The sequence below is a fragment of the Photorhabdus akhurstii genome (assembly GCF_018448925.1).
In the GTDB taxonomy this organism is placed as follows: domain Bacteria; phylum Pseudomonadota; class Gammaproteobacteria; order Enterobacterales; family Enterobacteriaceae; genus Photorhabdus; species Photorhabdus akhurstii.
The window spans coordinates 123220-149311 of sequence record NZ_RCWE01000002.1 but is presented as its reverse complement, the minus strand read 5'-3'; the positions used below and the strand labels follow the sequence as shown (position 1 = coordinate 149311).

Annotated in this window: 25 protein-coding genes; 12 read left to right on the top strand and 13 right to left on the bottom strand. The window is 42.8% G+C overall.

What is annotated here, in order from left to right:
• Positions 1 to 71: 71 nt before the first annotated feature.
• The 3 genes from EAE93_RS03350 to EAE93_RS03340 form a co-directional block, all read right to left on the bottom strand.
• A complete protein-coding gene (locus EAE93_RS03350) occupies positions 72 to 1235 on the bottom strand; it encodes a mannitol-1-phosphate 5-dehydrogenase (RefSeq protein ID WP_036806156.1) in 1164 nt (387 codons plus the stop codon).
• On the bottom strand, positions 1232 to 3205 hold the full coding sequence (locus EAE93_RS03345; protein WP_110087318.1) for a PTS mannitol transporter subunit IICBA: 1974 nt from the start codon (positions 3203 to 3205) through the stop codon (positions 1232 to 1234). Before EAE93_RS03345 ends, EAE93_RS03350 begins: the two co-directional genes overlap by 4 nt.
• Before the next feature lie 505 nt (positions 3206 to 3710).
• Positions 3711 to 4730 (bottom strand): alpha/beta hydrolase, encoded by a 1020-nt coding sequence (locus EAE93_RS03340; protein ID WP_046394423.1) that lies wholly within the window; start codon positions 4728 to 4730, stop codon positions 3711 to 3713.
• Between the two features lie 160 nt (positions 4731 to 4890).
• Here EAE93_RS03340 and EAE93_RS03335 point away from each other — a divergent pair, with 160 nt between their 5' ends.
• Together EAE93_RS03335 and EAE93_RS03330 are read left to right on the top strand one after the other, a co-directional pair.
• Positions 4891 to 5313, top strand: coding sequence for a MarR family winged helix-turn-helix transcriptional regulator (locus EAE93_RS03335; RefSeq protein WP_036806164.1), 423 nt, complete (start codon positions 4891 to 4893; stop codon positions 5311 to 5313).
• 110 nt (positions 5314 to 5423) lie between these two features.
• Positions 5424 to 5570, top strand: coding sequence for a hypothetical protein (locus tag EAE93_RS03330; RefSeq protein WP_214039064.1), 147 nt, complete (start codon positions 5424 to 5426; stop codon positions 5568 to 5570).
• Positions 5571 to 5604: 34 nt separating this feature from the next.
• Here the strand turns inward: EAE93_RS03330 and EAE93_RS03325 are convergent, their stop codons facing one another.
• The 4 genes from EAE93_RS03325 to EAE93_RS03310 all read right to left on the bottom strand — a co-directional run bounded on the left by EAE93_RS03325 (position 5605) and on the right by EAE93_RS03310 (position 7407).
• A complete protein-coding gene (locus tag EAE93_RS03325; RefSeq protein WP_036780625.1) occupies positions 5605 to 5826 on the bottom strand; it encodes a type II toxin-antitoxin system Phd/YefM family antitoxin in 222 nt (73 codons plus the stop codon).
• A gap of 421 nt (positions 5827 to 6247) precedes the next feature.
• Positions 6248 to 6541, bottom strand: a complete 294-nt coding sequence (locus EAE93_RS03320) for a type II toxin-antitoxin system RelE/ParE family toxin (RefSeq protein WP_040150717.1) — start codon at positions 6539 to 6541, stop codon at positions 6248 to 6250.
• Positions 6534 to 6776, bottom strand: a complete 243-nt coding sequence (locus EAE93_RS03315; protein WP_011146500.1) for a type II toxin-antitoxin system ParD family antitoxin — start codon at positions 6774 to 6776, stop codon at positions 6534 to 6536. The genes EAE93_RS03320 and EAE93_RS03315 overlap by 8 nt, the downstream gene beginning before the upstream one ends.
• Positions 6777 to 6966: 190 nt before the next feature.
• Positions 6967 to 7407 (bottom strand): cupin domain-containing protein, encoded by a 441-nt coding sequence (locus tag EAE93_RS03310; RefSeq protein ID WP_214039063.1) that lies wholly within the window; start codon positions 7405 to 7407, stop codon positions 6967 to 6969.
• Between the two features lie 281 nt (positions 7408 to 7688).
• Here EAE93_RS03310 and EAE93_RS03305 point away from each other — a divergent pair, with 281 nt between their 5' ends.
• Entirely contained in the window at positions 7689 to 8270 is a 582-nt protein-coding gene (locus EAE93_RS03305; RefSeq protein WP_036806181.1) for a beta-class carbonic anhydrase, read from the top strand.
• 175 nt (positions 8271 to 8445) lie between these two features.
• Here EAE93_RS03305 and EAE93_RS03300 read toward each other — a convergent pair whose 3' ends face one another.
• The 4 genes from EAE93_RS03300 to EAE93_RS03285 all read right to left on the bottom strand — a co-directional run bounded on the left by EAE93_RS03300 (position 8446) and on the right by EAE93_RS03285 (position 13811).
• Positions 8446 to 10047 carry an APC family permease gene (locus EAE93_RS03300; RefSeq protein WP_214039062.1) on the bottom strand — a complete coding sequence of 534 codons (1602 nt, stop codon included), beginning with the start codon at positions 10045 to 10047 and terminating at the stop codon, positions 8446 to 8448.
• A 60-nt stretch (positions 10048 to 10107) separates the two neighbouring features.
• On the bottom strand, positions 10108 to 11691 hold the full coding sequence (locus EAE93_RS03295) for an aldehyde dehydrogenase (NADP(+)) (protein WP_214039061.1): 1584 nt from the start codon (positions 11689 to 11691) through the stop codon (positions 10108 to 10110).
• Between the two features lie 41 nt (positions 11692 to 11732).
• Entirely contained in the window at positions 11733 to 12653 is a 921-nt protein-coding gene (locus tag EAE93_RS03290) for a dihydrodipicolinate synthase family protein (RefSeq protein ID WP_214039060.1), read from the bottom strand.
• A 321-nt stretch (positions 12654 to 12974) separates the two neighbouring features.
• Positions 12975 to 13811: an AraC family transcriptional regulator gene (locus EAE93_RS03285; protein ID WP_214039059.1), complete on the bottom strand. Its 837-nt coding sequence runs from the start codon at positions 13809 to 13811 to the stop codon at positions 12975 to 12977.
• A 403-nt stretch (positions 13812 to 14214) separates the two neighbouring features.
• Between EAE93_RS03285 and EAE93_RS03280 the strand changes: the two genes are divergently transcribed.
• The 8 genes from EAE93_RS03280 (at position 14215) to attM (ending at position 20912) form a co-directional block, all read left to right on the top strand.
• On the top strand, positions 14215 to 15165 hold the full coding sequence (locus tag EAE93_RS03280) for a 4-hydroxyproline epimerase (RefSeq protein ID WP_214039058.1): 951 nt from the start codon (positions 14215 to 14217) through the stop codon (positions 15163 to 15165).
• Entirely contained in the window at positions 15162 to 16289 is a 1128-nt protein-coding gene (locus EAE93_RS03275; RefSeq protein WP_040150707.1) for an NAD(P)/FAD-dependent oxidoreductase, read from the top strand. Before EAE93_RS03280 ends, EAE93_RS03275 begins: the two co-directional genes overlap by 4 nt.
• Entirely contained in the window at positions 16286 to 16540 is a 255-nt protein-coding gene (locus EAE93_RS03270) for a (2Fe-2S)-binding protein (RefSeq protein WP_105399295.1), read from the top strand. The genes EAE93_RS03275 and EAE93_RS03270 overlap by 4 nt, the downstream gene beginning before the upstream one ends.
• A 2-nt stretch (positions 16541 to 16542) precedes the next feature.
• Positions 16543 to 17859, top strand: a complete 1317-nt coding sequence (locus EAE93_RS03265) for an FAD-dependent oxidoreductase (RefSeq protein WP_214039057.1) — start codon at positions 16543 to 16545, stop codon at positions 17857 to 17859.
• A 95-nt stretch (positions 17860 to 17954) separates the two neighbouring features.
• A complete protein-coding gene (locus EAE93_RS03260; protein ID WP_110091917.1) occupies positions 17955 to 18926 on the top strand; it encodes a P1 family peptidase in 972 nt (323 codons plus the stop codon).
• A 14-nt stretch (positions 18927 to 18940) separates the two neighbouring features.
• Positions 18941 to 19063 (top strand): hypothetical protein, encoded by a 123-nt coding sequence (locus tag EAE93_RS25005; RefSeq protein WP_265183071.1) that lies wholly within the window; start codon positions 18941 to 18943, stop codon positions 19061 to 19063.
• A 69-nt stretch (positions 19064 to 19132) separates the two neighbouring features.
• The gene (locus EAE93_RS03255; RefSeq protein ID WP_036806198.1) at positions 19133 to 19861 is read left to right on the top strand and encodes a hypothetical protein; all 729 of its coding nucleotides are present in this window, start codon (positions 19133 to 19135) and stop codon (positions 19859 to 19861) included.
• A gap of 259 nt (positions 19862 to 20120) precedes the next feature.
• Positions 20121 to 20912, top strand: coding sequence for an AttM family quorum-quenching N-acyl homoserine lactonase (gene attM / locus EAE93_RS03250; protein WP_200883247.1), 792 nt, complete (start codon positions 20121 to 20123; stop codon positions 20910 to 20912).
• Positions 20913 to 21024: 112 nt separating this feature from the next.
• On the opposite strand, the gene EAE93_RS03245 is transcribed toward attM, so the two are convergent.
• A complete protein-coding gene (locus EAE93_RS03245; protein ID WP_250150859.1) occupies positions 21025 to 21996 on the bottom strand; it encodes a class I SAM-dependent methyltransferase in 972 nt (323 codons plus the stop codon).
• A gap of 640 nt (positions 21997 to 22636) precedes the next feature.
• Between EAE93_RS03245 and EAE93_RS03240 the strand changes: the two genes are divergently transcribed.
• Complete coding sequence (locus tag EAE93_RS03240) at positions 22637 to 23875, top strand: stiblene epoxidase (protein ID WP_040150696.1); 1239 nt, start codon at positions 22637 to 22639, stop codon at positions 23873 to 23875.
• Positions 23876 to 24023: 148 nt separating this feature from the next.
• On the opposite strand, the gene EAE93_RS03235 is transcribed toward EAE93_RS03240, so the two are convergent.
• A complete protein-coding gene (locus EAE93_RS03235) occupies positions 24024 to 25727 on the bottom strand; it encodes a glycosyl hydrolase family 18 protein (protein WP_040150693.1) in 1704 nt (567 codons plus the stop codon).
• Positions 25728 to 26092: the final 365 nt, after the last annotated feature.

Genomic DNA, 26092 nt, shown 5'->3' with positions numbered 1-26092 from the left:
ACGACGTTGTTCACTGTAGCCATGAAGTGAATTTTAACAGTTTCATTAAGTGTAGAAATTGATTACCGTGTTCACCGGATAAGTTCCCCTAAGCGCTGATATTCACTGCCTATACGCTCAATAATAGGAGACTGAACATCCAGTCGGCAAATATGGATAACGGCCTGTTTTATACCTTCGTCGTTAATTATCCTGCTCATTTCTACAGCCTGCGGATCAGAATCACTCCTGAAATGCAAAGCCGCAGCAATGCCTGTAATCAGGTTATCGTTCGCCAAATGATATGTCAGAGTCCCTGATAACGGCTTAATTAACCGATCCTCTGGGCTGAGTTTACGTATCGGCTGACGCCCGACGCGTTCTACATCATCCTGTAAATAGGGGTTAGCAAAGCGATTCAGTATCTTTTCTATATATTGCGCATGGTTATCAGGGGAGAAACTGTAACGCCTTATTAACACCCGACCACTTTCTTCCATTGCGCCTTTAACAATGGTACGAATCTGAGGATCATTGATTGCTGCACAAATCGTCTTATGACCGAAGAGTTGTCCCAAATAAGCCGTGATGGCATGACCAGTATTGAGGGTAAACAGTTTACGCTCCACAAACGCCATCAGGTTATCGGTCAGTTCCATGCCGTTGATAGCTGGGATTTCCCCTTTGAATTGTGTCTGGTCAACAATCCACTCACTGAATGTTTCAACGGTGACATCCAAAGGCTCATCGTTGGCGGCATCTGTTGGCGGCACAATTCTGTCTACGGCTGAATCAACAAAACCGATATGCCGTTGTACCCATTCATGATCTACCTGTGGAATAACTGCTAGTACATGCTGTTTCAACCGGCTGGTTCCGCGAACCATATTTTCACAGGCAATAATGTTCAGAGGTCGGTCATTGCCTGTTTCTTTGCGCAGCATGATGCCTTTTGCCAATGTTGTGGCGATCTTCTCCAATACCTGCGGGCCAACGGCGGTTGTCACCATGTCAGCCTGTACAATGTATTCCACTGTTTTCGGATCAGTGCTATTGATGGCATTAACTTGTCGCACGCTTTCAACGCAATGCTGTTCTTTGCCCACAATATGAACCTGATAGGACTGCTTATGTGCCAACTGGTCAACCAGCGGCTGGTTAATATCAGCAAATGTCATATCTGAATTAGCATCAGCCAGAAGTTTACCGATAAAGCCTCGACCAATATTACCGGCGCCAAAATGAATCACTTTCATGATAAACCTCTCTGCTCAAGCTGTACTTTCCCTGATAAGATTTCCAGCACTTCCTGAACACTCTGCGTTTTGCTTAGGCGCTCAATCACGCCGTCTTCATCAAGCGTGCGGGTAATGTGAGCAATGACTTCAATATGCTTATTGCTACGAGCCGCAATACCTATCACCAGACAAGCGATTTCGTCAGGCTCTTCACCAAATTGAACACCGGCCGGATACTGGCAAATCACGATGCCCGTTTTAAGCACCCGGTCTTTCGCGTCAATCGTACCGTGAGGAACGGCAATAGATTCCCCCAGATAGGTAGACGTTAACTTTTCTCTTGCCAGCATCGCATCCACATAGTCCGGTTCGACATAACCACCTTCCACCATCTTGTTGCCAGCAAAACGGATCGCTTCTTCTTTGGTCTGAGCGGTCAGATTAAGGTAAATATGGCTCTCATTCAGTGTAAATAGCAGCTCCTCCTTGTTTTCTTGGCCATAATATTCATCATTGGCAGCCGCGATAGACTGGCGCGCAATCCTGCCATCGTTTGCCGCATTCGGGTGCTTTTCTGCTATTAGACGGGTAACAAGGTCGCTATATACCTGACTGTTCAGAAAATGGGTTAGTGAGATATGAATGGCGCCCGGCGCAAAGATTTTTGCCCTATCTGTCAAATCCCGGTGCGTCACTACGATATCCACATCATCTTTCAGATCGTTTATCGCCATGTTGGTAACAGAAATGTCAGCCAATCCCGCATCATGCACTTTTTTCGCTAGTAAGCCCGCGCCCATAGCGCTTGACCCCATACCTGCGTCACAGGCAACCACAATTTTTTTCACGCGAGATAAATTTTTATTATGGCTGTCTGTCAGAGCGGCTTTCCTCTGTTTATTCGCCAAGTTGGGTGTTTTCATCTCACGTACACGCTGAGTGGCATGGCTCAAAGCATCTTCATCACCGATACGGGTTCTCTTCAACAAAATGGCTGATACCAGAAATGAGACCAATGTTGCACTACACACTGAAAGAATCACACCAATAAGAGAAGATTTCGGCGTCATCAGCAGTACAGCAAAGATAGAGCCAGGAGATGTCGGAGAAATTAGTCCAGCATGGAATACCCCCATGACGAAAACTCCTGTCATGCCACCAAGGATCAAGGCAATCAGCAAGCGAGGATTCATTAATACATACGGGAAGTAGATTTCATGAATACCACCAAGGAAATGAATGATGGCCGCACCGGAAGCAGTATGTTGGGCATTACCTCTGCCAAAGAACATGTAAGCCAGCAAAACACCTAACCCCGGCCCTGGATTTGCTTCAATCAGGAAGAAAATAGAGGCTCCCGTTTCAGTTGCCTGATGAATCCCTAGGGGAGAAAAAATACCGTGGTTGATTGCGTTGTTGAGGAACAGAATTTTTGCCGGTTCGACAACGATAGACGTCAGCGGCAGCAGATTATATGTGACTATCACATTCACACCGGCAGCCAGAACTTTTGATATCTCAGCTATTAGAGGACCAATTGCCAGATAGGCAAGTATTGCAAGGAGCATCCCGATAATGCCTGATGAAAAGTTATTCAGCAGCATTTCAAAACCACTTTTAACTTTACCTTCCACCCGGCGGTCAAAATGACGGATGGCAAAACCTCCTAATGGGCCTGCGATCATAGCTCCCATAAACATAGGAATCTCTGCGCCAGCAATGACCCCAATGGTTGTGATAGCGCCAACGGTCCCACCGCGCTCGCCACCGACCAGGCGGCCTCCTGTATAGCCTATTAGCAAGGGGAGTAGATAGGTGATCATAGGGCCGACAAGTCGCGCCAGCGTTTCATTAGGGAACCAGCCAGTCGGGATGAATAGGGCGGAGATAAGCCCCCACGCAATAAAAGCACTTAGGTTGGGCATGACCATGTTACTGAGAAAGCGCCCAAAATTCTGTACCTTTAATTTGATATTTGATGTTACCATGACAAAACCTCGTGGTACGAGAAGATAAGGTTTGGTAGACGTTATCGCCAAATAACGCCTGTTGATTGTTGAACACCTTCACTTTATCACGCCTTTTTTCAGATGCGTACCGCGGGGTTTTTTGTGATTAATATCACCAAGTTCCTCTTCTTCACCCCTTATTTATATTGCTCAGATCACATTTTACTCATGCAGAAAAATTAAATCGCTCAAACATTAACCTGAAAACAAAAATAACGTGAACTAAATCACTTTTTATTTAGTGGGCATTTTTCTTAAATAGAGAATTAGATCACAAAATATCTTTATCCAAAACGGGATATGACGCTCAGTGGAACGAAAACTCACGTTAAGGGATTTGATGAGTCTCGATCTTAGGATTTTCAATCGACCACTGGAAACTTCCTGATCATGAACATAACGCCCAGCAAGGGCGCTATGTTCTAAAAACTTTTGCAAGCGGGACTGCACCCTGTAAGCTATATGCCAACTCAGAAAGGTGCGGTTATTTCAGGTGTTTCTGTAGTGCTGCGCCAGCCTGTTCTATTGCCGTTCTGACTGTTGGCTCTTTACTCAGCGGATTAAGCAGACCAAAATCATGGATCATGCCGTTATAGCGGGTAACCGTCACTGGTACACCTGCTGCATCCAGCTTACGACCGAATGCCTCGCCCTCGTCACGCAGTACGTCTAGTTCAGCTGTCTGAATCAGTGTCTGCGGAAATCCTTTCAACTGGCCGGTGCTGGCTCGCAGCGGAGAAGCAAGAATATTGTTACGATCTGCGGCGCTGGTTGTGTAATTGTCCCAGAACCATTGCATCATATTTCTCGTGAGAAAATAGCCATTTTCATACTGGTTATAGGACACAGTATTGAAGTCTGCATTCGTAACAGGCCACAGCATTACGTTATAGCGTATTTCTGGTCCACCATACTGTTTCGCCTGCAAGGCAACGGAGGCTACCATATTACCTCCGACACTGTTGCCAACCAGGCCCAGACGGCTTCCGTCAACACCAATTTCCTTACCGTTCGCTGCCACCCATTTCGTGGCTTCATAAGCCTGACTGATGGCCACAGGAAAATGGGCTTCTGGAGACGCAGTGTAATCCACATACACGGCTACGGTGCCGGATGCCCTGACCAGATCACGGATTAAACGTTCGTGAGTCGGGAAATCACCCAGCACCCATCCACCGCCATGAAAGAACATGAACACAGGCAGCATTCCGATTGCGTTCTCCGGTTTCACGATTTTCAGCTTAATGTCCTGACCGTTAACGGTTATCGTTTTTTCAGATAGCTGTGCGGCAGACAGTTTTGCGCCTTTTTGTACATCCGACAGCACCTGGCGGGCTTCCTGCGGGGTCATCTGTTCTATCGGTCTGCCGTGACCGGAATTCAGAACATCAAGAAATGCCTGTACACCAGTCGTCGGTGCCGGGGAATTGACGGGTTGTGCTGCGGCGGTAGAAGTCATGGAGGCAAATAAGGCAGAGGTCAGGAGAGCAGATACTGGTTTCATAATAATCCTCGGTAAATTGTGTGGTTGTTGTGTTCTTCAGGGAAGGCTTACATCCCATACTCAAAATTAATATTGCACGAATAATACTTGTGCGCAATATACTTTTATTCAAATATTATTTATAATTTTTTATACTGATTCCCTGAAAGAGAACATTAAAATGAGCAAAAACAGCATATTAGGCGGACAATTGTGTTTCACCCTGTATTCGGTCACAAATGCCCTGATCCGCCAGTACAGGCCGCTCCTCAAAGAAATTGATCTGACTTATCCGCAGTTCATCGTGCTACTTGCCCTGTATGACCAGGACAATATTCTTCTCAGGGAACTGAGCGAGAAAACGTTGTTTGATTCAGGAACACTGACTCCACTTGTACAAAAACTGGAAGCCAAGAGGTTTTTAAACCGGGTTTCGGTTGCCGGTGATGAGCGGATGAAGAAAGTTGTACTGACTGAAAAGGCTATGGCGCAGAAAGAGTTGATAACAGCTCTTCCTAATCAGATCCGCTGCATCATGCGGATGAAAGATGAGGAACTAGAAATGCTCAGGCAACTTGCCAGAAATTTACTGGAAGACTTATAGGGGCCATGAACTGCCCCCGCTGACTACCCTCAGTTCTGGATGGCCTGAAAAGGAGAGGAGGGCAATAGTATTTCATTGAGCCTTAGCATTTGATCGTAAGGTGAGTTTTCATGTTGAATAAATTGAACCAGTTTGCTCCCAAGCTATATGGAGCAAACCTCCCTCGTATTTCACCGATAGGAAAGGGAGCTGAATTAGATATCAATAACCTGACTATAAGCCGTGAAGCTAATGAAAGAAGGCTCAGCGCCGACTAGTGGAAGGCAATAACTTCTTGAGCACTCACCCAAATCATCGGTCAGTCAACGCTGCCACTGTATGACCATGACGTTGCATCATGGCATCAAACTCGGCATCCAGCTTTGCATTCTGATACACCTCGAATTCCGCTTTACTGATCACTACGGCAGCGCTGCCGTCCCGACGGGTGATTTCAACAGGTTCACCATTGACTGCGGTATCCAGCACCACAGAAATATTGGCTCTGGCCTGAGTTGAGGTATAGGTTTGCATGGTTATCTCCTTAGGTAGAAGTAGGTGTACACATGCAATGTACATATAAAAAGTACATCATTCAACCTATCGTAATTATCGTAACACTAGAACAGGAAAGGGTACCAAAACCACCTAGTTCTATGTGAAGTTGTTCATCGTCTAAGTCTATTTAACATAATATACATTATGCGCACCAGTGTACAGATAAGACCAATCTGGCGGGAATTGTTGACACTGACCGCCAACGGGAATAGATGATAATTATAAGAGGAAAAATGAAGAAGAGTTTTTCGTTTCAATATAATTTGGTTCGCACAACGACGTTATGCTAAAGGGGCCGCTGCGGGATTTTATTTTCGCAGCGGCCTTTTCAACTATAACGCGTTGACATTAGGCGAACTATGATAACCAAACAAACAATCTGAAAAGAAAGCACCACTTATTCTGGAAAGTCGAGTATATCAACGTCCATCGACTGGTGAATGACACGTGAAATGAAGATGTCGTCATCCTGCAACATGTAATAGATGGAATGCTTCTTGAACTCGAAGCGGCGCATTCCTGCGCATACCCAATCACATTCCCTGCCAATCCAGGGAGATGTGGCTAGTAGCTCGAAAGTTCTTTTCAGTTCATCGTGATAACGCCTCGCCTGATTTTGACCAAACTGCTGTATCGTATAACGGGCAATATGAAATATGTCTTCATCAGCCAATTCGGAAAACTTATACATTTAAGTCCTTCGCTGCCATTACAAAAATATCATCCATGCTGTTTTTGCTGACGGGGGAATTCAGGCCAGCCAACACCATTTCACGAACATTCTGAATACGCTGCTCGCGAGCCTCCATCAGGCGCAAAGCATCGCGGACAACTTCGGATGTGTTGCCATAACGACCAGATTGGATCATATCACCAACGAACCCGTTGAAATGCTCACCAAGGGTAACACTAGTTACTCGTGCCATAAAATTCGTCTCTTCATTGTATTACTGAGTAATACAATTATAGCAAGGCATAACAATGATCACCAGCAGACTATGTTTGTACACCACCCGCTAGATACGGATGATTGATTGAAGACAGCGAGTACAGCCGCAAGGCAATCCAGGTTGTTAAAGGTCGTCTCAAGTGCATCTTGTCCTGCCTGAGTGATTTTTACTCAACGGGTTTAGAAAGAGGGATATCTTTTTGTCCCGCGTAGAAGACCACGAGAGTAGCACCCTCTTTGCCTGTGTAACCGCGATGAGTGCTGTCAACCATCTCCGGTACCACCTCTCCCGCCTTTATAAGACGTTTTTCGCCACTGGATTTTTTCTCTGCCGTTAACACCCCGTCCAGCACGTAAGCTACATTAGGTATCGGGTGCTCATGCCAGGCAAGACTGGTATTTGGAGCAATAGTAATTTTAAGAACTGAAAGCTGAGGAGTGCCTTTAGGGTATCCCTGATAAGACACGCCATCCCAAGACTTTTCAGTCTCAAGCAATTTTTCAACGTTAATACCAGCAGTATTGTTGCTATGTGCTTGAATGAAAAACGGAGCAATGAGGAAAGCAAAAGATGTAAAGGCTGATAAAGTTCGAATAGATAGCCGCATATGAGATCCTTGTGCATAGTGCATAAATTGGGTAGGTAAGCTGTGGCGAACCATACCCCACCCTAGAATTTTTTTAAAGTACAACTCTCTCCACCGAAAACATCATTACATCACAATGCCTGTTGAAACACTTAAGATTTACTTGACCAGTACAAAGGATACGAGTATATATTTTTCATAAATTTTTTTTATATATCTGTATTTTCAGCCTCATATTCATTTATCTAGATGGATACCCTAGCTTTATTAAAAAGTTAATTTTCTATATGAAGGGAGGAAGGATGAGCAGTGTTATCAGAGAAATAAGTGACGCTAATATTGCATATGCAGAAACTTTTGGCGATAAAAAAAACCTTGGTTTACCTGCTGTCAGACGATTTGCCATATTGACGTGTATGGATGCCAGGTTGGATCCAGCAAAATTTGCAGGTTTATCTGAAGGTGACGCTCATATTATTCGTAATGCAGGCGGAAGAGCCAGCGATGACGCCATTCGTTCACTTATCATTTCCTATAAACTTTTTGGCACAAAAGAGTGGTTTGTCATTCACCATACTAATTGTGGGATGGAACTTTTTACAGACAATATCATGGGCGATCTACTGGAAAGCAGCCTGGAAAGCGCAATAATGACGGAAGAGGGATTTAAAGATGTCGGCAACGGTACAGGATCATCCGAGGGAAAATATATCAAATGGCTTACCATTAGCAATCAAGTTGATAGCGTAGTTGAAGATATTCATCGTATTCGTACCCACCCTCTTGTCCCCGCAAATATCTCCATATATGGGTACATATATGATGTGAGGTCAGGAAAATTAATTGAGGTTCCTGAAGCAACAAGCATTGCAGAAGGTGCTTGATTTATGATGGAAAAGGCTATTGAAACCCAAAATCCAATAAGACTGACAAAAGCCTAAGAATACAAGAAATTAGCTCACTGTTTTTAACAACTCAGTGAGCTTTAATAGAACCATCTATCAATTCCAGAGCCAACCTTAAACGTTAACTCCCTTCTCTGCCCTTTATCCATCAGCACTAATCTTCATCCTCGGTTGGTAAAATAGCATTGGGTAAAGCACTAAAAGTTCCCCAATAAAAGGCAATTAAAGAGATCACTGCCACTGCAACGATATCCCAGGGTGCCGGAATAATGCCTTTACCGCCAAATGTGCCTAAATAAGATAGAATGATCATGGCACTGTAAAAACCGATCAGCCACAAGGAGGAAGTTATCTGTTGGCGCAGGCTCACTTTGCCTATAGGAACTTTATTTTTAAATAACAAGTAGATAAAAAACAAGACAATCTGTAATCCGAGCAACCAGGAAACGGTTTTCCAACCAGACCAGTAAACAATGAAAGCAGAAATAATAAAAGAAAGCGGGCCAATGATTGCAAACCATTTAACATAAAAAGGGCGTTTTATCTGTTTAGCATTACGACGTAAGGCAGAAGCGGTTACTGGGGCTAATGCGTAGCTCAGAATTAACGCCGCAGAAACAACACTGATAAGTTTTTCCCATGAAGGAAAAGGTAACGTCCAGAAAACAGAAAGAATAAACGTCAACCAAAGTGCAGGACGTGGTATCCCCGATTTTTCATCGACATGGGTAAACACATTAAATAATGTCCCACTTTTTGCCCAACCATAAACTACACGGGGAGTGGCATTCATATAAATATTCCCAGTACCGCTTGGAGAGATCACTGCATCACATACCACCAAAAAAGCGAGCCACCCCACACCGAGGATTAAGGCTATATCACGAAACGGCAATGAAAAATATTGCCCAATGTTATTCCAGCCACCGAAGAGTAGATCAGAAGGTATCCCGCCAAGGAAAGCTAACTGTAATAAAACATAAATAACCGTAGACAGTGAAATAGACAGAATAAGAGCAATAGGAATTGTTTTTTGAGGTTTTTCCACTTCCCCGGCGACAGAAATAATGGGCGTTAGGCCAAGATAAGCAAAGATAATACCACCCGTTGAAACCGCAGCTTCAACACCTGATATCCCAAAAGGAGAAAATCCGTGAACTTGCAGATTACTCGGATTGAAATAATTAAACAGGATAATAATGACGAGCAGCGGAACGATAAACTTGAAAATACTAATAATATTGTTAGATTTCGCAAAGGTTTTCACGCTGTTGTAATTAAGATAAAAGAAAAATGCTAATAAAATAAATTGAACCAGCCAGCCTGTCAGAGTCGGATCACCAGAACCAGGCTGACTGAGAAATGGAAACCACGCCGCCGCATATTGTCGAGCAGCGACAACTTCGATGGCTATTAAGCTGGAAAATGCAATTAAGGTGATGGAACCCATTAAATACCCCATGAGTTCACCATGAGAAAACACCGGGTAACGGATAATGCCACCTGATTTAGGCAGTGCCGCCCCCAGTTCGCAATAAACAATACCAAGTAAGAGCACGGCGATACCGCCAATCACCCAAGAAAAAATTCCTGCTGGTCCCGCAATAACAGACACATGACTGGCTGCAAATAACCAGCCAGAGCCAAAAATAGCCCCTAATCCAATAAAGGTTAAATCCGTGAGTGTTAACTGCTTCTTAAATTTACCCTGCCCTGAATCGGATTTTGGCAGCGAAGAAGCTTCGTATAGCGCCATAATTATTCGCCCTTTTCTGTTTCTTATTTGATATACGTCAACGTGGGGTAACTGCGCGTTTTACAATACTTCCCGGCTCATCACCCCATTGATTAATCGAGAAATATTTAACGGATTATGGTCTTGCAATGCAGGCGGAAGTAAGGATTTGGGATAGTTTTGGAAACATACCGGGCGTAGAAAACGCCAGATGGCCAGTGTGCCAACGGAAGTCCCTCTCACATCAGAAGTCGCTGGATAAGGCCCGCCATGAACCACGGCATCACATACTTCAACGCCTGTCGGATAGCCGTTGACAACCACCCTGCCCGCGATGCTCTGTAATCGTCGACTAAGCTCATGTGCATTTGCTAATTCATCGTATTCACCAATCAAGGTAGCGGTAAGTTGCCCCTGAAAACAGTCAATTGCGTGTAAAAGCTGATATTGGCTTTCGACTTCAATCACAATAGCAACAGGACCAAAAACCTCCTCTTGTAACAGGGCATTTTTATTCAACAACAAAGCAATATCTGCGCGATACAGCATTGCACTTGCCTGATTTTCATGATGTTCGCCAATGGCTAACTGTATCATTAAGGGTTCATCATCCAGTTGATGAATACCTTTTTGATAGTTGAGCAACGTGCCTTGGTTTAGCATTGACTGTGCCGGAAGAAGCGTGATTTCCTGCGTCAAGTGAGTAATAAATTGATCAAATTCCGGTGAACGAATACCCAAGATTATTCCTGGCTTGGTACAAAACTGACCGCTACTTAATGTGAATGAATTTACCAGTTCTTGGGCAATCTGTTTTCCCCGCTGCGCTAAGGCGTTTGACAGCACAATGACCGGGTTAATACTCGACATTTCAGCAAAAACCGGAATAGGTTGTGGTCGCTGCGCAGCCATATCGAACAGTGCACGTCCACCAGCGAGTGAACCGGTAAAACCAACGGCCTGAATAATGGGGTGTTTGACTAGATCTGCCCCCACGCTATTGCCATAAATCATATTGAATACACCTGCGGGCATTTGTGTGGCGATAATAGCGCGTTCAATGGCTTCTGCGATGATTTCGGCGGTAGCCATATGGCCGCTATGTGCTTTGAAAACAACGGTACAGCCCGCAGCTAATGCTGACGCCGTGTCACCACCCGCAGTTGAAAAAGCCAACGGGAAATTACTGGCGCCAAAAACCGCAATAGGACCTAGAGGAATATGGCACTGGCGAATATCAACTCTGGGAAGCGGTTTTCTCTCAGGTTGCGCAGTATCAATACGGGCGGCATGAATATCACCACGGCGTAACAGCGTGGCAAACAGCCTCATTTGTCCACTCGTTCTCGACCGTTCACCTTGAAGTCGAGCGGGAGGCAGAGCCGTTTCTTCTGATACAAGGGCAATGAAATCATCACCGAGAGCATCAATTTCATCGGCAATTCTAACTAAAAAAACAGCTCGTTCTTCTAACGATGTTTGGCTATAACGTGTAAATGCATCGGCGGCTGCTTGGGCGGCGAGTTCGACCTCATGTCGTGTAGCTTGATAAAACGCATAACCCATTGGTGAGTTATCCACCGCACGCCGACTGTGCAAACAGCGTTCTCCCTCTGCTTGCCTGCGACCACCAATAAACTGCCTACCTGAATGTGTTACCAACATAGTGATTCCTCCAAAGGTATCAGAAACAGTTACAGCCCAATTCAGAGACCTACATCAGGCAGTGAAGGACGATTAGCGAGGGCTTTTTCTACAATGGCGCGTACTTCTGCCAATGTCTCCCCTTCGAGTGGTAAACGCGGTGGACGGGTAATGGCACTACCACGGCCAACCATTTCTTCACACAGTTTGATGCATTGCACCAAATCAGGGCGGAAATCCAAATGCAACAGAGGCATAAACCAGCGATATAATTCCCGAGCTTCTTCATAACGTTTCTGTTTAGCCAGACGGAATAGAGTCTCTCCTTCCCGAGGAAAGGCATTCGACATACCTGAAATCCAACCTTCTGCGCCCACTGCGACTGACTCCAAAACAACGTCATCCAAACCTGCAAAAAGAATGAAGCGATCGCCTGTTTCATTGGGAATATCACTAAAAGGACGGGTATTGCCTGATGAATCTTTAAATGCAACGATATTTTCGCAATCGGCCAGAGACATCAGCATTTTCGGCGTAATATCATTTTTATACAGCAGAGGGTTGTTATATAGCATGACGGGTAAATCGGTAGAGGCAGCAATTGTACGGAAATACGCCCTATTTTCTTTCAGTGTTGGGGTATAAACCAGAGGTGGCATGATCATCACCCCATCAGCCCCTGCCTGTCGGCATTCAGAAACCATTTTGCACGCATTATCGGTTGTCAATTCTGCGATACCCGAAAGAACGGGAACTTGCCCACCAGCGACATCTACTGCGAGTTCAACGATAGTACGCTTCTCCTTCATAGACAGAGATGTGTTTTCCCCTACAGAACCATTGACGACTAAACCGGAAACCCCATCTTTAATCAGGTTTGTCATTACCTTATGTGTGACGTCCAAATTAATGGAAAAATCGGGGTTAAATTGTGTCGTCACTGCCGGGAAAACACCCTGCCAGCTAACCTTTCTTTTGCTCATAGCCTTATCCTTTGATTGTCACGGATTTATTTACTTGATATTTAAAATGTAAATTGTTTTTATTTTGTTAATAAAATGTGATTCGTTGGTTTTGGTGGAATGATGGCGATTTCACTACTGAGAAGCTTGTCACTTTTCACAGTGAACAATGACGAAATTAGCATAATAGGAATGGCAAACTTCAAGCTGAGAGACTTTGATGGGGTCGATAATTCCTAATGACAGGTAAAAAGACTGGCTTCTCAAATATATGATTAATTAACCCTATGTCGTATAACCCAATGTTGTACGAAAAAATGGAAATATTAGTAAAACAGCAAATTACTCCAGCCCTATTGACTGACGAAAATTACTGGGAGTGAGTCCAGTTGACGCCTTAAATTGCCGAGTAAAGGCACTGTGATCCGTATAACCACACTGCAAGGCAACATCTGTAATAGGTAATGCTGTAGCCAGCAATTCCGAAGCTTTTTCAATTCTGATTTTGTGGATCATCTGCCGGGGTGTCAGATGAAAGATGCGTTTACAGTAACGTTCCAATTGAGCAACCGAGAGACGTGTTAAATGAGTTAGCTCTTCGAGACGAATTGTTCGATCAAAGTTTTCACGAATATAATCATCAACGATAGCCAACTTTTGGTACACAGGGTGATTTTCCTTAACTTCCATCAAATCATGAGAAATTCCTGCCATACCAATAACTTGATTATGTTGATTATACAATGGCAATTTATATGTCATGCACCAGCCTGCTTTGCGTCCATGATAAAAGTGAAGCTCCAGTTGGTTTTGGATAATTACCCCTTGATGCAACACACGTAAATCCTGTTCGGTGTAACAACTGCCCATCTGAGCAGGAAAGACTTCGGAAGAGGTTTTACCGAGTAGCGAAGAGATCGACTTAAATCCACAGCGTGTGGCTAGCGTAAGGTTCGCAATGAGATAACGCGCTTTGATATCTTTGATAAAGAAAACCACACTGGGAATCGCATTTAACAACGGTGTAATTAAGGCAACCGCATTGAGAATATCTTGCAGGTTATTGGGTTTGTGATTAACTAATCCACTACAAAGCGCCGATAAAAACTCAACATTGCAAACATCATAACCATTTGTGCCAATGCCGTTTTTTTCATTATTCTGGTATATATTCATCATCTGCATCTCCAATCTATTACCATTAAAATAGGATTTTTGACTCGTGTTTAGCTATTTATCTTGATTAAAAAGATAAATATCAGATTCGACATATTAGCAATATTCAAAAGAGCTATTTTGTGTTCATGTGATAATTGTCACAGAAAGTTATTCCGCCTTCCTTATTTACCTATTTGATTTTATAGATCAATTTATAAATTTTTCTGGTAAAAACAGAAATAATCCTTATCAGGTTTATTTATAATTTTTCATTCCATTATCTTTATTTTATTGGAATGTCTCACTGACAATTCAGTGATTCTTTCATTGTGCTGATTTCAGCATATTGCAGTATGAAATTCATCAAGCGACAAATGAAATAGTACGCCACCATTGATTAAAAATACGTTAATCGGGTGGTTTTATGGCAGATAAACATGATTATCAGATGGTTCGCGTCATTGATTCACACACCGGAGGAGAACCTACCCGCACGGTAATCGAGGGATTTCCATCTCTTGGCAAAGGAAGCGTTGCCAAACAGCGTCAACGCTTTGAAGCCGAATTTGATCACTGGCGTAAGGCTCTCATTCTTGAACCAAAAGGGAACGATATGTTGGTAGGCGCACTTTTATGTCCGTCTACTGTACCTGACGCCGATCTGGGGGTGATCTTCTTTAATAACGCGGGGTATTTAGGTATGTGCGGCCACGGCACTATGGGCCTTATTGCTTCGCTCTATTATTTGGGCTGGTTGACCCCTAGCAAATATAAAATTGAGACCCCTGTTGGGATTGTAGAGGCAGTGCTCCATAAGGATGGAACCGTGTCTGTTTATAATGTTCCCTCTTATCGTTATCAGCAAAATGTCACCGTGAACGTACCAGGTGTGGGTGATGTTAATGGAGATGTTGCCTGGGGCGGAAATTGGTTTTTTCTGATCGGTCAGCATGACCTGCTTCTAACCCCCCACCATATCGATGAACTCACGCAATACAGTTGGGCCGTTAGGCAGGCACTGGAACAAGCAGGAATCACCGGTGAAAATGGTGAGTGTATCGATCATATTGAATTGTTCGCTCCTGATAACGATACAGATAGTCGTAATTTTGTGTTATGTCCGGGGAAAGCCTATGACCGTTCACCGTGCGGCACTGGAACAAGTGCTAAATTAGCCTGCCTGGCGGCGGATGGAAAATTGCAGCCGGGTGAGATTTGGCGCCAATCCAGCATTATCGGAAGTGTTTTTGAAGCCCAATATCAGTGGGTTGGTCAGAAAATTGCCCCAGTGATCCGGGGAACAGCGCATGTTTACGGTGATAACAAGTTAATCATTGCCAAGAGCGATCCTTTTGTCTGGGGAATCAATGTATGACCCCCTCCCAAATATCGGATGTCATTATCGTTGGTGCTGGCATCATTGGAGCCGCGTGTGCTTATCAGTTGGTACAGGATGGTTTGAGAGTCGCTGTAATTGATGATGGTGGTAAAGGGGCAACACAGGCAGGGATGGGGCATCTCGTGTGTATGGACGATAATCCTGCGGAACTGGCGCTGAGTAGTTACTCATTAGATATATGGCGAACATTCACTCCACATATGCCAGAAAATTGTGCATGGCGTAGATGCGGCACACTTTGGCTGGCGGATGCAGAGCACGAAATGGAACTGGCAGAGGAAAAAAGCGTACGCCTTACCTCCTATGGAATTGAGAATACGCCAATGACAGCGACACAAATTCATCAAGTGGAACCGATGGTGAGAAGTGGGATTGCCGGTGGTTTGTGTGTTCCTGGGGATGGAATTGTCTATGCACCGAATGTCGTACATTGGTTTCTTGCTAGCTGTAATGACAAAATTCAGTTTATTAAAGGACAGGTGCATACCTTAGAGCCTCAAACCGTTGTGCTACGTGATGGAAAGAAATATTGTGCGCCGAGGATATTGCTAGCAAATGGGCTGTGGAGTACACATCTGTTACCTGAATTACCGATTGTTCCTAAAAAAGGGCAATTGGCGATTACAGATCGTTACCCCACCAGCATCACACATCAACTGGTGGAATTAGGGTATAGCGCCAGTACACATACCTCGAATGATACGTCAATCGCTTTCAACGTTCAGGCCCGCCCTACTGGTCAGCTTTTAATTGGCTCTTCACGCCAGTTCCATAACGAACAACACACTATTGATCTCGCCCTACTCCGTTCTATGCTCCAGCGCTCACTTTATTTCTTACCTCAACTTGGTCAAATGAATATTTTACGTTGTTGGTCTGGCTTTCGTGCCGCGACTCCAGATGGCTTGCCGCTATTGGGACAACATCCTGATTACGAATGGCTATGGCTAGCTGTAGGCCATGAAGGATTAGGTGTAACCACCGCACCGGGCAGCGCCAAAATCATCTCTGCATTGATGCTGAATAGAAAAACGGAGATTGATCCACTGCCTTACCAACCTACACGCTTTACTACCATGACTCGCCAGAGGTTGCCATGACACCCAAAAAACCACCATTTACTGCTTTGTTTATTGATGGCGAACTGATCACGGTTCCTGCGGGGATTACTGTTGCGGCGGCGCTAGCTTATACCGGCGATGAACATTGTCGTACATCTGTATCACATCAACTGAGAGTGCCTTTTTGTGGTATGGGGATCTGCCAGGAATGCCGTTTGATGATTAATGGTCGCCGTCGTGTAGCGTGTCAGACAGTTTGTGAAATGGGTATGAAAGTCGAGAGGATCTGAACATGGCGACACCATCTTCTTCTACAGTATTACGTTGTGATGTACTGGTTGTTGGCGCGGGGCCAGCGGGATTGGCTACCACACAGGCTGCGATACAAGGGCAACAATCCGTTATCCTGATTGATGACAATCCCAGAGCAGGCGGACAAATTTGGCGCCAAGGGCCGTTTCATACATTGCCGCCGATGACGAAACGTTATTTATCGGTACTATCAGAAGATGCATTGATCTATTTACCGGGTTGTAAAGTGATCGCAATAGACAGCCAATGTGTGATTGTTGAAATGGCAGATAAGCACCGAATGGTTCATTACCAACGCATCATACTTTGTACCGGCGCCAAAGAAAAATTACTTCCCTTTCCCGGATGGACATTACCGGGTGTCACCGGCGCAGGCGGATTACAGGCGCTGATAAAAAGTGGTCTCCCTATGACAGGTGAGCGTGTTGTTATTGCCGGCAGCGGTCCCCTGTTACTTTCGGTTGCGGAGACAGTAAAAAAAGCGGGAGGGAACGTGGTTGGTATCATTGAACAAGCGCCTTTACACCGCCTATTTTCGTTTAGCTTGCGACTACTACGCTGGCCAGACAAGTTGTATCAAGCCATCTCTCTCATGCCACTTAAAAATTATTACCAAAACAGTATGGTGTTAGGAGTGGAAACTTCGACAGAAGGAACGTTGACTAGTGTGTATATCAGCAATAAAGGGCAAAAACGGAAATTATCCTGTACGCGTTTAGCATGCGGTTTTGGTTTAAGACCAAATACAGAATTGGCGCAATTGCTTGGTTGTTTGCTGGATGAACAGGGAAATATCCAAGTAGATGCGTGGCAACAGACAACTATACCTGGTGTATATGCAGCGGGAGAATGCACAGGTATTGGCGGCAGTGAACTTGCACTTTGTGAAGGATTTATTGCCGGGTTCGCAGCGAGTGGTAAATACGCACTGGCTGAAAAATGGCGGCGGAAACGAATAAAATGGCAACATTTTGCCACAGCGGTAGCACAAACGTTTAAATTAAACAAAGAGATCACACAAGCGCTTCCCCCCGATACCTTGATCTGTCGTTGTGAAGATGTAAGTTTAAACGAACTTGAACCATTTCAGGATTGGAACAGTGCAAAAATGGCGACGCGGTGCGGCATGGGAGCTTGTCAGGGAAAAATCTGTTCTGCCATTCTCCACGATATCAAACATTGGGCAATACCATCCCCTCGCATTCCACTATCACCTGTTAGTCTTGAAACGCTGGCAGCCGAGATCTCCCTTCAAGAAGGATACACAACAAGAGACAGGGAAGAAAATTCCCACTAAAAATCACAGCTTGTTTGGTCGCCTTTGCTATGATTCACATCGAAAATCATTAAAACCTTTAATGAATTACTTTAGAGATTAAGGTGTGAACATTTATGCATAAGACAAATGGAACCATTTTGGATGTACCGGGAGTTAAGGTTGGGCACGCCGAAGATGAGTTGCAACAAACCGGTTGTAGCATCATTATTTTTGACAACGGAGCTGTTTGTGGCGTTGATGTCAGAGGCTCTGCCCCGGGGACAAGGGAAACCGAGCTTTTAGATCCCATTAATACTGTTCAGAAAGCCAACGCGGTAGTGCTAAGTGGAGGTAGTGCTTTTGGATTAGACTCCGCCTCTGGCGTAATGCGCTATCTTGAAGAAAGAAAAAAAGGTTTTGATGTCGGTGTCACTGTCGTACCTATCGTTCCTGCCGCAATAATTTTTGATCTAAACTTTGGCGATCCTGCTATTCGCCCTGACGCTAAAATGGGCTATCTTGCCGCGCAAAACGCTTCTGTAACCCCTTTTCCATCGGGAAATACTGGCGCAGGCGCCGGGGCCACTATAGGTAAAATGGCCGGTTTTGACAAAGCCATGAAAGGCGGCCTTGGGACCGCATCGGTTCAATTACCTGGGGGGCTGACAATTGGCGCAATGGTTGTTGTGAATGCGGTCGGGGAAATCAGAGACCCTAAAAATGGTAAAACCATTGCCGGTGCATGTGATAAAAACGGTCATCTTATCGATCTCATGCCCTACATTATAAAAAATAATAAAGATAATAATTTCATTCAGGGAGTAAATACGACTATTGGCATAATTTGTTGTAACGCCAACATGAACAAAAGCCAGATGAAAAAAGTTGCCCAGATGGCTCATGATGGTTTGGCGAGAACGATATACCCTGTTCATACCATGAGTGACGGGGATACTATTTTTGCAGCGGCAACAGGTGGTGTGGACTCATCGGTAAATACAGTTGGTATTCTCGCGGCTGAGGTCATGGCCGCTGCGGTTCTAGATGCCGTAAAATCAGCTAAATCAAAATTTGGTGTTAGAGGTTATGCCGATTTAGCAGATTAAAAAAACACGGAGTTATGGCTACATTAGAAATTAACCTGGCTCCAGTGACGCGCCGAACGCCACCGGCGCTAATGGAAGCGAACGATACCTCAATCAGTAAATTGACGTTATCATCACCAAACTGGACTAATTCATAAACTACTGCTATAAAAATTAGTGTGGCTTGATATAACTTTTTTTTATTATAAACGGTTGAGGTATAAGATATGAAATATGCAATGTTGACATTAAGGCGAGATCTAGAGTCGCTAAGTTACAAAAAAAAGGTCAATCCATTCTTGTGGGAACAAGATAAAGATGTTGTTCATGAAAATCTTTCCAATCAGTTTCCTAACAACCAAAGGCGTAAAAATTATCTTAATGATCTAACCGAGTATTGCTGGTTAGTTTATCGTAAAGCCCTTTCAGCAAGTGGACCGATGCTAATTGGTCGAGTTAGCGATGTTCAGCAGGATAGATTACTTAAGCCACTCGGACTCGGCCGAGAAAAAAGTGAGAATTCATGGAACCCAAACGCCCAGGGGAATATTTTAATGGTAGATAAATGGACCGATGTGATAAATGATTGTTGGGTACTTGGTGGTATCCATAGACATGCAGATTTTCATCTAATGTCGGCCGAAGCCCCGTCTAATTTATGGAATCATGAACAGGGCTACCATATCGTCACCGCGAGAGAGATATTAGGTCTTCTCAATTTTGGGTATAAGCGTGAAAAACATGGGAAGCAAGTGATTTATAGATGTAAAAATCCTTCTTCTGCCGACAGAGCAAGCCTTCTCCCCTATAGAATCTTAATGAAAAAAGCGATGGGACAAGGACCTTCTTCAATTACAAAGCTTATTTCTGAACAAGTGACCGGCTTTAACGAGGAAATTAGAACATTCGATTATTCCAGCTTAAAATCCTTTGAAAATAATATTGCAGCGCGATGAAATTCATAATCTATAATGTCTTATCACCCTTTTGACGAATGAGTTAAAAGGGTGATGACGATCTCTGATGGATTATTCTGATCACTCTTAACCTACATAAGGTAATTTCTTCTAATCCCCCCAAAGATTAGCCCCACTGGCCTCTCCATATAGAACTTGATGTTGATAAAATCAACTGGGGACATATGTTAACATCCATTTGTTAGCATCCACGATCCGGCCTTACCTACATGAATAATCCAATCAAAAGGTTAACATTATGTCAGACATTCGCCTGTATATGCTGCAAACCGGAACCATCAAATGTAAGGTTCACAACATCAAGATGAATCAAGGCAACGGCGCCGATTATGAAATTCCGATTCCATTTTTCTTACTCACTCATCCTAACGGCCATACACTAATTGACGGAGGCAATGCAGTTGAAACTGCAACTGACCCCAAAGGCTACTGGGGAAATATCACCAAAGCCTACTGGCCGGTGATGCGTGAAGATGAAGGTTGTGTCGCTCAAATTAAAAAATTGGGTATCGATCCCGCAGATATCCGCTATGTGGTGCAATCCCATCTTCATCTCGATCACACCGGCGCAATAGGACGCTTCCCTAACGCGACACATATCGTACAGCGGCGTGAATATGAATACGCCTACACACCTGACTGGTTTTCCGCTGGCGGCTATATCCGCAAGGATTTTGACCGGCCAGGTCTGAAATGGGAATTTCTCGATGGGGAACGCAATGACATGTTTGATGTTTATGGAGATGGCACGTTAAAAACGATATTTACTCCAGGGCATTCGCCAGGACATCAATCACTACTAGTCACCCTGCCGAACAGTGGCAGCTTGCTGCTGACGATTGATGCCGCTTATACCCTCGATCACTGGGAAGAACGGGCGCTGCCGGGGTTTCTCACCTCTGCCACTGAAACCGTACGTTCGGTGCAAAAACTGCGGCATCTAGCCAAACGCACGAATGCAATTGTCGTAACAGGGCACGATCCGGATGCCTGGCCAACATTCCGTAAGGCGCCGGAATATTACGATTAACTCGAATTCATCAATACAAAATAGCCAGAAACTAGAAAGTAGACGTTTCTGGCTTGGCTCTTATTTTACGAAAGTTTAACTTACTATCCGAGAATAACTGTTATTCTTTCCCTTACCCTCTTAGCCAATCATTGACAAAAGAGCGGGCATTTTCAGATTTGAACCCAATTGAAGATATGCCGGTTGGCTTCCATAAAAGCTCAATAACACGCACTTTCTGGTTATAATCAAGGGTGTTAAACAGTTGACTTAACTGTTTATCTAAAAGCAAATCTCGATATTGAAAAAAACATTCATCATTGAATTGATCGCAACATCCGGCAAACAGCTTACTGTTGTTTTCACGATTTAACCCACAACATCTCACATGCTTAAAGCCAGACTCATAATAAAAATCGCATATCTCATCATATCTATATGCGTTGACAATAGGATTCAAAAATGCGTCTACATTAACAGCAATCTGATCAACACTATCATCTAAATGATTAGCTGTACTATCGCCATATTGATTCCGACTTAAGTTTCTGCATAGTTTATTCATTAAATCAGTATGTAAAAAATATTCTTCTACATGGATTTGTTTTGCAAAAATCTGCAAAAGCTCTCGCTGCCTCAATCGTCCATATTCTCCTATAGCATTGTATAGCCAAATAAGCGCGATACCCTCTTCATTTAATGAACGTGAAGCTGCTAAAAAGCCCTCTTGTGGACACTCCATATGATGAATAACACCGGTAGAAACAACAACATCGAATTGATTATCTCGTGTTAGCTTCTCAATCGTATTATTTTCTAACGTGACGTTATCCAATCTATGATAAGAGATCAGCTTATCGGCTACCTCTAATGCTTTATCCGTCATATCAACGCCCACAAATTGGGTATCGGGATACATACTTGCCAGCCCTACCAAACGATGCCCCGTTCCACACCCTAAATCGAGCACATATTTTCCCGTTAAATAACCCGGCTTAAATATAAGCCCTACAACCATAGCCATATCATAAATAAGATTATCCCCAACGGCAGAACTAGGATATGGATATCGGCTATACATCGCTTTGACATCCTGATTACTCATATCTATTTCTCCGAATAAAATGGAAAATAAGTGGTACTAGATTATAATTACCCATCATAGTGAGTATAGTGGTCACTCTAATAAGTCCATGAAAACGAGTAACTAAAAAAATATATCATAACGGTAAAAACATCTTAAACTCAATTAAGATGTAAATAATTCCATATTGATAATAATATTCTTATAATAGTACCCACTAGTTTAATGTGGGATTTCAACATCTCTTATATTTATAAGTCATTTAAATAGTTGAAGTTCGGAATAATCAAAACAAGGTGAATATTAATTTATTCAAATATCCCTTACTCTACATGTTTATCCATGTGCAAAAAAACAAACTAATCTTCACATCAAAATTAAATATTAATTTAATAACAAGCCAGAAACTGTAAACACAAAACAACAAATCCACCTCTGTAATTTAATCATTTAATTAAATATTATTTAACAAACAGCAATATAGCTTTTTTATCAGCTATTTTTAGAAAAAAAACAACTTACCTTGCTCTCTTTCTATGTACAGTATACTTTTATTTTAAATACTACAAAAAAATCATGGCTGTGATTAGATAACATCAGATAGATATAGTCTCACCTGATCTAACCAGAATCTCTTGTACTTATAACTGGAGAGAATATTATGCACGTTGGTATTATTGGGGCAGGAATTGGGGGTGCATGTTTAGCACATGGATTACGTAAAAATGGAATCAAAGTGACAATCTATGAACGTAATCCTATTTCATCAATCGATCTTCTTGGCTACGGAATTCATATCGATATATTGGGTCAGCAGGCAATGCAGGAGTGTCTCACGAATGAAAGCTGGCTCGCCTTTAAGCAAGCTTCAAAACCTATTGGTGGACAGTCGCGATTTTATAATGAGCGTCTGCGTCTTCTCGCTGTTCATGGCGGTATTTCTCCAATGGCAGGAAAAATTATCTCCGAACAGCGTCTGTCAACCAGCAGACTTGAACTGAAAGAAATACTAAGCAAGGGGCTTTCAGATATAACTCAATGGAACAAAACATTCGTTCGTTATGAACATATCGAAAATGGTGATATTAAAATCTTCTTTGCCGATGGCAGTCACGAAAATGTCGATGTTCTTGTTGGTGCAGACGGTAGCAATTCAAAAGTACGTAAGCAGTATCTTCCTTTTATCGAAAGATTTGATGTTGGTGTTAGTATGATAATTGGTCGTTCACGTCTTACTCCAGCTCTCGCTGCTTTACTCCCTCACAACTTCCTAGATGGAACACCCAACAGCATCGTACCTAAAAGCCCTGACTGGTTGTTCATCACTATGTGGCGTGCCCCAGTTGATATTCATGCAGAAGCTGCCTCAGCAGAAATGGATGATTTTATAGTTTGGGTTTACGTAGCAGCAAAAAATAGTTTTCCCAACAATATCACCGATCTTTCCTCTGAAGCCCTCTGCGATCTGGTCTTATCCCGTATGGTTTCATGGGACTCAAATTTGCATACTTTAATTAAGCATAGTGATATCGAAAACGTATCTCCGATACATTTACGCAGTATGCCTCATCTTCCACCCTGGAAATCCAGCACTGTCACACTACTTGGTGATGCTATTCATAACATGACGCCAATGGCAGGCTTTGGAGTTAGCACTACACTTCGAGACGCACTTTTGCTCACGCAGAAGCTTACTCGTGTAGCGTCAGGCCACGAGGAACTAGTCAAGGCAATTTCAGATTATGAGCAACAAATGCGTGCATATGCTAATGAAATCGTTGGAATTTCACTGCGCAGCGCTCAGAACGCTGTAGTACATTTTTCAATACCGCCATTAAAACAACGGCATTTGAGCATAAGAAGAAAAAATACATCTCAAGGTTATCAACACCGGCGTTAATATTCCGAGTAAATTGTCATACCTGAGCTAATTCCATATCATTACGCTAGATATACTGATTACAACAATAAGAACGAGGTGAAGATAAAAAAGAACTAAAAAGGAGCTGCCACCAGTATATATCATACTGGTGGCTTGGTTTAATTAATTATGAAATTTTTACCCAAGGATAAGCATCAGATGTTTCTGCGCCGTCTGGCACGGTACCTCTATTCCACCATTTAGCCTCCCAATTTTGATTGTTCCAACTCACTCTATCGCCGGCCTTATATGCCTTATTTGCATCCCAGACAGGGTAATCACTCCCTGTATTTGGATTAACTGGATCAACCGGTTCAACATTAATACCCTTGAAATAGAATGGTTCCATATCTATTTTTTTCGTGACTAACTCACAACCAAGACCTTCTCTGGCCGCATTGACCAATAAACCACGATCTTGATCTGCGGTCCATGTAAATATTCCCCCCAGATTCTTTTCTAATGCATATTGTGCTTTAGCTTTAACAGAGCGAGGGGTATCAAGAGAAATAAACAACTTGCTCTCCTTATTATAGAGATAATCAGCATCTGCTATTTCATCGGTATACAAGTCAAAATTATTTCTCCCTCTTTTTTCTTCCAAATCTAAATAATTATATATCGTGTCGTACCATTCTGTTGTCCCTGATTCAAATGAACCGGTTGTTGTAATCTTCGGATCTTTTTTCGGGACATAGCCAGGATCATAACTGCCAGATAATGGAGAATAACTATCAATAACCGTATTTCTGCCATTTCTCGAATAGCCGGTGTAGCCAATATTGATTGCAGATGCAGGTACGCCAAGACCCAATAAATACTCAACCGCTTTTTCTACACTATTATCACCGCCAGGATAATCACGGAGATTCGTGTGATGTAACAACCTTTCAGCCCACGGAGTACCAAAGAAATCATAGGTCATAACGTTAATACCATATAACCCAACTTGCAGTAATTCAGGTATTTTTGATTTTTCCATTTTCTCTGGCACCGCCGAACAAGCGATACTTATTTTTATATCTGAACGCCCTGCTTCTTTAAAAGCAGAAGTTAAATCTTTAATTAAACTAACATAATAATCGCCATCATCTGGCGCATACATGTTACCTTCATTTCCAGCAACGCCGGGATACTCCCAATCAATATCAATTTCAGTAAACATAGGGAAACGCTGAAATATATCAACTAGACTCGAACAGAAATAGGATTTTAGTGTTTCGTCTCTGACCATATTATAAAAGCCATTACTCATGGTCCAACCACCGACACTAAATGACATAATAAGGTCATGGCCTTGAGCTTTTGCAGCTTGTTGAACTTTAGCCAATCCACCTAATACGCCCATACTTTTAGATTGATCAAAATCCCTTGGCATTTGGATATCTTGCCAACCAGAATAAGTACAATTCTGATAAGATTGGCAATCTCCCCAAGCATCTGTGAACGTTACTTCTCCATTATTGGTGCGGGCAAATAACGGCGCTTGCTCTTTAATTTGCTGCTTTTTTTCACCCTCATCACCTAATATTCCACAGAAACCAATAACTAATTTATCATAAGCAAAAGGATTATCTAAAAGGTGCTGTAAATCTATTCCTCTACCTCGACGAATAGGATCTTGATTTCCTTGTAATCTACCGTCATATTGCGACCAATCTGTATAATAACCAAAAACTTTAGGTTTATTTTGTGTGTCATATTTATTGTAGACTGGTAATATTGTTCTTCCCGATGTGTAACTGAAATTTATTGTTTCAGTTGATGGATTGAAATTATCTATCTTATAAGACTGTTCACTAAGAGAATCTGTCTGGATTATTTTTGACATAAATCACCTCGACTAGATATCAATTTATTTTTCGATGAACACTCCAATTACTTTACTTGCGTGGTAACATAATTACATTCTAGTTTGTATTCTTAGGAAAACAAATAATTGCTATTTGTTTTATTGTTAATGGTAAACTCAAATTTATGTCAACGGAATTTATATTACCTACCATTTATTATCAGATGGCAAAAACAAATAATTGCAAATTGCAAATATATTAACCGTCATTATTACAATTATTTAATTCAATTAATTTTGTAAATTAATTTTTACGAGCCATCTATTTTAATTTTATTTTTAATTGACTATTTTTTATATTTTATATCTATACTGATTTGTATCCTTAGGGGTGTTCGTTTCTT